We start from the raw sequence: 9,537 nt of genomic DNA, 5'->3' as shown, positions 1-9,537 counted from the left end.
GCTTCGGTGGTCGCGGCCGGAGCAGTGGTCGTGGTCGTCGCGGCGGCGTTGGCTTCGGTGGTGCCCAGCGATGGCACCGCGAAAGCGAGCGCGACGGCAAGGCCGAGTGCGGAAAGAAGGGTCTTTTTCATAATCGGCAATCCTTGGTTAAGATCGATGTCTGTTGTCGCGCGCCGCAATCGCTCGGCTGCTCCGGTGCCGTTTATGACAGCGGGTTTTTTCGCTAGTTTTTCCGGATTGTTGAATCTTGTTTCCGGATTGTGTCCGGCATTTCCCCGCCCGTGGAACGGGGGCTGCCTGCTGGTGAAAACCCGACGCGAAACGCGCCTTCCGACCGACCCAGGCGGACTATCGGACTCGACGATGGCGTCCGAGCCGCTGCTGGGCTAATGTCGCCGGAACGAGGCCAAAACGGTGTCCGGCTGACAGACCTGTTATTAACACCAGCGTCTGGCGCCACTTAGTACTGGAAGATCAGTTCCGATGCCTACGTTGCTGTCACTGCCCGACGACATATCGATCAAATCGGCGCTCGGGGAATCTGTCCTTGAAGCCGCTCGCCGGGCAGATGTCCCGATCGCCTGCGCTTGCGGCGGCAAGGCCAAGTGCTCGACCTGCCGGATTTGGATCCTCGACGGCGCGGACCGCTGCCCGGAGCGCACCGCGCCGGAGCGCGCCCTCGTGGAGCGGTTGGGGCTTGGCAACAACGTACGCCTGGCATGCCAGCTCAGACCTGACTCCGACATCACCTTCCGCAGGCTCGTACTCGACGAGACCGACCTGCGAATGACCAGTCAGTTGCTCCCGCACAGGTCCACCAGTGCGGGCGAGCTGAAGTCGGTCGTCATTTTCTTCAGCGACGTCGCCGGGTTCACCCATTTCTCCGAAACTTTGACGCCCTACGACGTCATGTACCTGCTCAATCGGTATTTCACTCAGGTCGCTGAAGTCATCGAGCTCAACGACGGCTACATCGACAAGTTCGTCGGCGACGGGCTTATGGCGATATTCGGCGTGCAGGGCCAGGACGATGCACCGGTGCGCGCCGTCAATGCGGCCCTGCAGACCCTTGCCACGGTCGATCGGCTGAAGCCCTTTTTTGCCTCGATGTATGGCATCGAGTTCGATATTCGCGTGGGCTTGCATCTGGGCGAAGCGGTGATTGGCTCGGTCGGATCGCCCGGCAACGAGCGCCTGACGGCTATCGGCGATGCGGTCAATGTGGCGAGCCGGGTGGAAGCGGCCAACAAGGAGGCCGGAACCCGCCTCCTGATTACCGAGACGCTCTATGAACAGGTCAAGGGTGAGGTTGAAATATCCGATTTCATTCGAGTGCGTTTGCGCGGTACCTCCGACCGAATTACGCTGTACGAGATAAAGAAGCTGAAGGTTGAAGCCGAGCGCCGGCTGAACGAAAAAGGCGCGCGGGAGACTATGCAGCTGGGCGGCAAGACCTGGCATCGGACGGTTGCCACGAGCGAACTGAAGGATGGCGACCACAAAGTCATCGAGTTCCAGGCGCTCTATGCCGTGATTTTGCGCAGGGGCGGGCGCGTCTATGCCTTTAACAATGCCTGCCCGCATTTGAAGTTGCCATTCTTCGAGACTGGCTTGCGGGCCAACGGCCACGCAGGACGGGCGAGCATTTTCGGCGAGGACGGCACTCTGGTGTGTCGCTGGCATCACAGCGGATTCGATCTGGATACAGGCGAAATCGTAAGGTGGTGCGAGGCGCTCAATGAGGACGGAACTTCGGCCGGCATGGAGATTCTCGGCGATATTTCAAAGAACCGGGCTCCGCTGCACCTCTTTCCGTGCCGCGAGGAGGATGGCTACATCTGGATCGGTTTCGATTGAGCGTACCGCCAGGTCATCCCAAACGCCCGCCAATCTGCTGTCGGTCCGGCCAGTAAAGTCCTCCAGCCGAGTTGGGACCATTCGGCCCTAGAGCAATTCCAGGAAAAGTCCGTAGCGGTTTTCCGTCCGGAATTGCGCAGAAACAAAGACCGCGCCCGTTCATGAACTGCATTGCGCAATGAGCGCCAATTCGGCGCTTTAATCGGTCGGCGTGATCGATGCCATCTTGGCTGTCGGTAAGAGGAAATTGAAGGAACAGCAGCAATGACCAACACCAAGAATTCCGGCAAGGTGGCCCTGGTCACCGGCGGCAACCGTGGCATCGGCCTGGAAACGGCCCGCCAGCTCGCGGAACTCGGCTTCACAGTGCTCATCGGCGTGCGTGATCTCGCCAAGGGCGAGGCGGCGGCCAGGAAGCTCGGCGGCAAGGTCGAGGCCATCGAGTTGGATGTCGCCGCGCCTGAAGCGGCCGTGAGCGCCGCGGCAGAGGTCGAGCGCCGCTTCGGCCAGCTCGACGTTTTGGTGAACAACGCCGCGATCCATTACGACCCGTCGGCGCAGGCGCTCCAGCCCGACTGGACAGTGATCCGCGAGGCTTTCGAGACCAATGTCTTCGGCGCCTGGCGTGTCGCAGCCGCCTTTGCGCCGCTGCTCAGCGCCTCCGGCCATGGCCGGCTGGTCAATGTTTCGTCGGAAGGAGGCTCGCTTGCTTCGATGGGCGCCGGCGCGCCGGCCTATTCTACCAGCAAGGCGACGCTCAACGCGCTGACCCGCATCGTGGCGGCCGAATTGCGCGGCTCGGGCGTGCTCGTCAATGCGATCTGTCCAGGCTGGGTCGCGACCGACATGGGCGGACCGGGCGGACGCCCGGTGGCGCAAGGCGCTGCCGGCATCGTCTGGGCCGCGACCTTGCCCGACGACGGCCCGACCGGCGGCTTCTTTCGCGATGGCAAGCGCTTGCCGTGGTGAATTGTCGGCTTTCGGCTCCACACCGGCACCTCCACGCCCGCACCCTGCAACCGAAGCGAAATACCCCCAAAAATAGTCAAGTTGGCGGTGTCGAGCCCTCCGAAACGAACATCCGGCGACATCCAATCGAAACAAACTTCAATCACTTAGCCAATGAAAGCGTCCAGAATCGCGCCCGAATCAGGCCCGCGGACAGAGTTCAGTGCCTCGCAGGAAGACTAGCATGCTGCTTCTCAACCAACGCCCAGAACACAACCAGCCGTTGGTTGCCGCCGATGCCGAGTCGCTCGGCAGGGCGGGAGGAGAGCGGGCCGAGCGTTACCTCAAGGCGCGCCAAAGCGATGCCGAAACACCGCTGCATGCCTTGCCGGCATTGGCCGGCGAGCTCGGCATCGCCGCGCTTCATGTCAAGGATGAGGGCCAGCGTCTTGGCCTTGGCTCCTTCAAGGCGCTGGGCGGGGCCTATGCCGTCATGCGGCTGGTGCTGGAGGAGGCCGGCAAGTGGCTCGGGCGAGACGTCGACATCGGCGAGATAAACGACGCCCGGGTGCGCCAGATCGCCTCCGGCATGATCTTCGTCTGCGCCACCGACGGCAACCATGGCCGCTCGGTCGCGCAGGGCGCCAGCCTCGTCGGCGCGCGGTCGGTGATCTTCGTCCATGCCGGCGTAAGCCGCGAGCGGGTCGCGGCCATCGCCCGCTTCGGCGCCGAGATCGTTGAGGTCGAGGGCGGCTATGACCATGCGGTGCGCGAGGTCGCGCGCGTCGGCGCCGAGCGCGGCTGGAAGATCGTCTCCAACACTTCCTGGCTCGGCTATGAGCGCGTCCCCGGCCTGGTCATGCAGGGCTATACGGTGATCGTGCGCGAGACGCTGCGGCGTCTGCCCGAGCCGCCAACGCATGTCTTCCTGCAGGCCGGCGTCGGCGGCTTCGCGGCCGCGATCGCCGGCCATATGGCGGTCCTGCTCGGCTCCAGGCGGCCGAAGGCCGTGGTGGTGGAGCCGGAGCGCTCGGCTTGCGTCTACGCTTCGGCTGAGGCCGGACGTCCGGCAACGATCGCAAATCAGGAGCCGACCGTGATGACGATGCTCGAATGCGCCGAGCCGTCCCTGGTCGCCTGGCGCGTGCTGGCGCGCGTCGGCGATGCCTTCATGACGGTGGACGAAGACGATGCGGTCGCGGTGATGAAGCGGCTGGCGCGGCCGCTCGGCAACGACCCGGCCATTATCTCCGGCGAGAGCGGCGGGGCAGGCCTCGCCGGGCTGGTCCGCGCCGCGGGCGACAGGCGCATGCGCGCCGCGCTTGGCCTCGACAGGCGTTCGCGCGTGCTCGTCATCAACTCGGAGGGCGCGACCGACCATGGCCGCTTTGCCGAGCTGGTCGGGATGGCGCCCGAAGAGGTGTTCCTGCAGACTGCCTGAGAGCAGTCTGCCGGCTTTCGTGGCTCGGAAAGCCAATACGCTGCGCGGACCGCTCCTCAACCCCTACAAGGGGGAGATCAAGCAGTTCCACCCCCGGTAACTCTTTCTTCTCTGCTTTCATGCAAGACTGCAGAGACCGGGTGGCACGAACCAAAGTATGGCGGACGACAATAAACGCAACGGCAAGTTCTGGGCGCAGGCGCTTGACCGCGCTCATCTGGGCCTTTGGGACTGGAATCTGTCGGCCGGCGATTGCTACTATTCACCGACTTGGTCGAAGATGCTGGGCTATGAGCCGGGCGAGCTCGCCAACACGCCCGATCTCTGGCTGAAGCTTACCCATCCCGACGACCGCCAGCGCGCGCAGGAAAGCGGCGACCGGCACATTGCGGGTCTCGTCGATTCCATTGAGACCGAGCTGCGCCTGCGCCACAAGAACGGCCACTGGGTCTGGGTTCTCGACCGTGGCGGCATTGTCGAGCGCGACGCCGACGGCAAGCCGCTTCGGCTGATGGGCGTGCAGACCGACATCACCCGCCAGAAGGAAGCCGAGGCGGCGCTCGAGCAGGTCAACGTCCGCTTCCGCCTCGCGCTTGCAGCCAGCGGTACCGGCATCTGGCATCACGATATCGGCACAAGGAAAACCTTCTGGGACGCGCGCACCCGTGAGATATTCGGCCTCGCTGCCGACAAGGACGAGGTGTCGGCCGAGCTCTGGCACACCTATCTTCATCCGGACGATAAGGAAGCCACCGAGCGCGCCCGTCAGATCGTGCCGGGCTCCAACGATGTCGTGGCCTCGCAATACCGCATCATCCGGCGTGACGGCGAGGTCCGTCATCTCGAAACGCTGGTGCGCTTCGTCGCCGATGTCGGCTCGGCCGGGCAGATCTTGGGCACCGTGCGCGACATCACCGAGGAGAAGATGCGCGCCGAGGGACTTGCCTTCGCCGCGCGCCACGACGCCCTGACCGGTCTGCTCAACCGTTCCGCCTTCGACCGGCTGCTCGCCGAGAACATCGCCATGGTCGAGCGCCTGCCGCTGGCGGTGTTTTACGTCGACCTCGACTACTTCAAGGCGCTCAACGACTATGCCGGTCATGCCGCCGGCGACCTGGCGCTGAAGAGCGTCGCGGCGGGCATCCTCGCCAGCCTGCCCGCGTCGGCGCGTGCGGCGCGCCTCGGCGGCGATGAATTCGCGCTGATGGTGCCGAACTGCAATGACGCTTGCGCCGAGCGCATCGCCCGCGGCGTGCTCGCCGCGGTGCGCGATGCCGATCTCGGCTCGGCGGTCACCTCGCGCAGGCTTGCCGCCAGCATCGGCATCGCCTTCGTGCGCGACCGCAACATGAGCGTGGCCGATGCACTCGCCTGCGCCGACGATGCCTGCTACGCCGCCAAGGCCGGTGGCCGCGACCGTTTCGCCGTGTTCTCGCCCGACACGACGTCCGGCGCCGGCGGGCTCAACGCCGCGCGGCTGGCGGCCGACCTTGTCGACGCGATGGAGGATGGCCGGTTGAAGCTGTTCGGCCAGGAGATCCATCGGCTCGGCCTGCCGTGGGAGGACAGCCGCCATGTCGAGGTCCTGGCCAGGCTCGAGGCCCGCACCGGCACGATGATCCCGCCCGGCGATTTCATGCCGGTCGCCGAACGTTTCGGCCTTGCCGCGCGGCTCGACCGCTGGATCATCCGCACCGCGCTGACGCGCCACGGCGAGGCGATGCGCGCGGGCGCCATCGCGCTCGACTTCAACCTGTCGGCGCAGACGCTTTCCGATCCGCATCTATGGGATTTCGTCGACGAGGCCATCGCCGAGAGCGGCGCGCCGCCGTCGGCCATCGGCTTCGAGATCACGGAGACCGCTGCCGTCACCAATTTCGACGCGGCGGCCGAGTTCGTGCGCAAGGCGAGGCTCCGCCATTGTCGCGTCAGCCTTGACGATTTCGGCGCCGGCATGAGCTCGTTCGAATATCTCAGGCGCTTCCCCATCGACGCCATCAAGATCGATGGTTCCTTCGTCGAGCACATCGCCGACAGCCGTTTCGATCGCGAGATCGTCTCGGCGATCACCGGCATCGCGCGCTCGATGGGCGCCGCCGTGGTGGCCGAAAAGGTCGAGGAGAAAAACGCGCTGGAGATCCTCATGGGCATGGGCGTCGCCTATGGCCAGGGCTATTTCCTGCACCGGCCCGAACCGCTGGCGGCGATCGTGGCAAGAGCCGCCGGCGGCTCGATGTCACCGGAACGGCCGCATGCCAGGTTGGGCTGAAAATAAGCAGTTGCTAAAATTACAATTACTCACTTAAGGGCGCTGTAATCCGGCGCGGCAAAGATGCTCCGATAACCGGATCGGAGCGCCTGCATGAAAACCCTTCCCTTGCTTGCGGCAACCGCAATCGGCCTGCTCGGCATCTTCGCCGCCCAGTCATCCCATGCTGGCTCGGATAATGGCGGCGGGTTGACGGCGGCGTCGACAGCCGACGATGACGAGGTCAACACATCCAGCGTTGGCGACGACCACGAGGCCGCAGAGAATGACGACGCCGGGCATGGCGGCGACAGGGCCGCCTCCGGCTCGCATGAAGGCGACCAGGACGGCGATCACCAGGGCGAGGATCACGATGGCGACAACGAAGGCGGCGACGGTGGCAGCCATGACGGGGGCGGCGACACCGGCGGCGGCGGTGGCGGCGGCGATGGTGGTGGTGGCGGCGACGACTGAGCTTCGGCATTGAGCCAAACCAAGGCGATAGCGCGGCTCATCGTTAAAAGGTGAACCATCGTTCTATCGAACTCTTAGGACAACCGGGTTATTCCCTGTGAAACGCTTCGCTCGGGACATGAGGTCTTGGCTTGACTGTCCGGCGTCCGGTCCATGACGGACGGGCGCGTGCGAGACCCGGCAATGTCTTCGACGCTCAGCACCGCGCTTGTGATCCTGCAGCCGCAGCGCCTGCCGCCACCAGCGAGACCCGCCGCGAGCATCGACAGCGTCGCCGGCCCGGCGGCTTCGCCGGTCATGCAGCCCGCGGTCTCGGCATCCAAGTTCAGCCTCGACGGCCTCAACATCACGGCAACCAAGGTCCGGCTGATGCAGCAGGCGGGCAAGGAGTTCGGCGTCGACCAGACCGACTACGAGTCCGTGTCTTCCTACGGTTCGGCGATCAAGAGCGCCGTCGAGGCGTTGAAACGGCAATCTCCGTCGGCGGTTGCCAAGATCGAAAGGCAGCTTGGCCTGGACCAGCTTGGCGTTTCGCTGGATGCGCTGGTCAACGCGATCGTCCGCCCGCAAGGCGGCGACAACGACAGGCTGGATGCCGCGTTGAAGCGGCACGCAAGCGGGGAGGGCGACCAGCCGGACGAGCTCGGGCTCTACAGCCTCTGAGGCCGGTTATCCGATCAGCCACCGCAACACGCCCGCCGAAGCCACCCCGATCACAACTGTCGGCAGCATCGACAGCCTCGTCGCGGCAAGCAAGGTGATGGCTAAAGCCGCGAGGTCGGCCGGATTCCTCGAGACGAAATCCGGCGCGATCACCGAGATCAGCACGCAGCCGGGCGCGGCTTCCATCACCGCCGTGGCGCGCGGGCTGAGCGCGCGGTTCTTGAGCACAACATAGCCGCCGATACGGGTGAGATACGTCACGCCGGCCATCGCCAGGATGGCAAGCACGGTCATCGGGTCGATCATGTCTCACCTGCCAGGAACCACGCGGCCACCAGGCCGGACAGCGCGCCGGCCGCCACATACCAGGCGCCGGGCACAACGAGATAGGTGAGCGCCGCCACCACGAGGCTGACCAGCCAGGGCCGCGCCGCGGCAAAGCCTTTCCACATGCCCCGCAGCAGCACCAGGAAGACGGCCGGGAAGGCCATCGCAAAACCATATGTCTCGACGTCGCCAAGCACAGGCCCGAGCGCCGCGCCGCAAGTCGTGAACGCCACCCAGGCGAGGTAGACGGACAAGCCGGCGCCGAGATAGAAAGGCAGGCTGAAGGCCGGCCGCGTGCCGGCCGTGGCACGGCGCTGCGCATCTGCAAGGCCCACCGCCCAGCTCTCGTCGCACATCAGGAACAGCGCCGGAAAAACCTGGCGCTTCGGCAGGTGCCTGATGAAAGGCGCAAGCGCTGCACCCATCAGGAAATGCCGGCTGTTGACCAAAAGCGTGATGGCGGCGATCAGCAGGACATGCGGTGGCGAGGTCCAGAGCTGGATCGCGGCGAATTCGGAGCCGCCGGCGAAGTTGAGCCCGGTCATCAGCGGCACCTCGAGCACGCTGAGGCCCCTCTGCGCGGCCTGCGCGCCGAGCACCAGCGCATAGGGAACGACGCCGAGCAGCACCGGCGTCGCGGCAGCGAGCCCGCGCCGGAACTCGGCGCCGCGCCTGTTGGCGGCCTTGCCCTCGGCGAGGGCGATCTCGGAAACGCTCATGGCTTTGCTTTCGGCTGGCCTTGCGGCCACCCGTTCTCCCGTTCGGTTGTGGGGTTGTTGTAGGTCCCGGACCATAGCCGAAACGCGCGGCAATCGGATTGCGAAAATGCGCCATTTCTGCCAAAATTCGGCATTGGATAGCGCATTCACCTATAGAATTGGAATCTAGAACCATGAAGCTCGATGAGATCGACAGGCGCATCCTGCGCGCCCTGCAGCGCGACGGGCGCATGGCAAACAACGACCTTGCCAGGCAAGTCGGTCTCTCGCCGTCGCCCTGCCTGCGGCGCGTGAAACTGCTCGAGGAGGCGGGCGTCATCGACCGCTATGTCGCGGTGCTCAACCCGGCCAAGATCGGCCGCGGCCAGACCTTCTTCACCCGCATCTGGCTGAAGCAGCAGGACGAGGACACGATCGAGCATTTCGCCGCCGAGGTGGCGAAATTCCCCGAAGTGATGGAGTGCTATCTGATGATGGGCGACTGCGACGCCCTGGTGCGCATCGTGGCGGCCGGCATCGACGACTACCGCCGCTTCCAGTCGGAGCATCTGAGCCGCATCAAGGGCGTCCAGAACGTCAAGACGGACGTGCCCAGCCAGATCATCAAGCAGACCTCGGAGATGCCGCTGTAGCGCCTCTTCCTTCTCCCCTTGTGGGAGAAGGTGGATCGGCGCGCAGCGCCGAGACGGATGAGGGGTGTTCCAGCGGAGTGAGACGTTGGTTTTCCCTGGAGCACCCCTCATCCGTCGCCTTCGGCGACACCTTCTCCCACATGGGCAGGGCTGTCCGGAGAAAGTTAGACAGAGTCGAGGCTCATCTGATCGGGAGAGCAACGGGGGTACCTTCGACTTGGATTGACG

At 65.0% G+C, this 9,537-nt stretch carries 9 protein-coding genes; 7 read left to right on the top strand and 2 right to left on the bottom strand.

The window, feature by feature from the left end; genetic code table 11:
• The first annotated feature begins 483 nt into the window (after nucleotides 1–483).
• From EOA24_RS16680 to EOA24_RS16650, 6 genes are all read left to right on the top strand, one after another.
• A complete protein-coding gene (locus EOA24_RS16680; RefSeq protein WP_126083279.1) occupies nucleotides 484–1,857 on the top strand; it encodes an adenylate/guanylate cyclase domain-containing protein in 1,374 nt (457 codons plus the stop codon).
• A gap of 264 nt (nucleotides 1,858–2,121) precedes the next feature.
• Nucleotides 2,122–2,826 carry an SDR family NAD(P)-dependent oxidoreductase gene (locus tag EOA24_RS16675; protein WP_126083278.1) on the top strand — a complete coding sequence of 235 codons (705 nt, stop codon included), beginning with the start codon at nucleotides 2,122–2,124 and terminating at the stop codon, nucleotides 2,824–2,826.
• Nucleotides 2,827–3,049: 223 nt separating this feature from the next.
• Nucleotides 3,050–4,246, top strand: coding sequence for a diaminopropionate ammonia-lyase (locus tag EOA24_RS16670; RefSeq protein ID WP_126083277.1), 1,197 nt, complete (start codon nucleotides 3,050–3,052; stop codon nucleotides 4,244–4,246).
• Between the two features lie 157 nt (nucleotides 4,247–4,403).
• Complete coding sequence (locus EOA24_RS16665) at nucleotides 4,404–6,515, top strand: EAL domain-containing protein (RefSeq protein ID WP_126083276.1); 2,112 nt, start codon at nucleotides 4,404–4,406, stop codon at nucleotides 6,513–6,515.
• A gap of 93 nt (nucleotides 6,516–6,608) precedes the next feature.
• Nucleotides 6,609–6,968 carry a hypothetical protein gene (locus EOA24_RS41610; protein WP_189343169.1) on the top strand — a complete coding sequence of 120 codons (360 nt, stop codon included), beginning with the start codon at nucleotides 6,609–6,611 and terminating at the stop codon, nucleotides 6,966–6,968.
• Between the two features lie 183 nt (nucleotides 6,969–7,151).
• On the top strand, nucleotides 7,152–7,631 hold the full coding sequence (locus EOA24_RS16650) for a hypothetical protein (protein WP_126083274.1): 480 nt from the start codon (nucleotides 7,152–7,154) through the stop codon (nucleotides 7,629–7,631).
• Nucleotides 7,632–7,637: 6 nt separating this feature from the next.
• On the opposite strand, the gene EOA24_RS16645 is transcribed toward EOA24_RS16650, so the two are convergent.
• Nucleotides 7,638–7,937 (bottom strand): AzlD family protein, encoded by a 300-nt coding sequence (locus EOA24_RS16645; RefSeq protein WP_127409913.1) that lies wholly within the window; start codon nucleotides 7,935–7,937, stop codon nucleotides 7,638–7,640.
• A complete protein-coding gene (locus EOA24_RS16640) occupies nucleotides 7,934–8,677 on the bottom strand; it encodes an AzlC family ABC transporter permease (protein ID WP_126083272.1) in 744 nt (247 codons plus the stop codon). Before EOA24_RS16640 ends, EOA24_RS16645 begins: the two co-directional genes overlap by 4 nt.
• A 173-nt stretch (nucleotides 8,678–8,850) precedes the next feature.
• Between EOA24_RS16640 and EOA24_RS16635 the strand changes: the two genes are divergently transcribed.
• Entirely contained in the window at nucleotides 8,851–9,309 is a 459-nt protein-coding gene (locus tag EOA24_RS16635; protein ID WP_126083271.1) for an Lrp/AsnC family transcriptional regulator, read from the top strand.
• Nucleotides 9,310–9,537: the final 228 nt, after the last annotated feature.

It is taken from the genome of Mesorhizobium sp. M2A.F.Ca.ET.039.01.1.1 (assembly GCF_003998035.1).
Lineage (GTDB): Bacteria > Pseudomonadota > Alphaproteobacteria > Rhizobiales > Rhizobiaceae > Mesorhizobium.
This window is presented reverse-complemented; position numbering and strand designations above follow the sequence as displayed.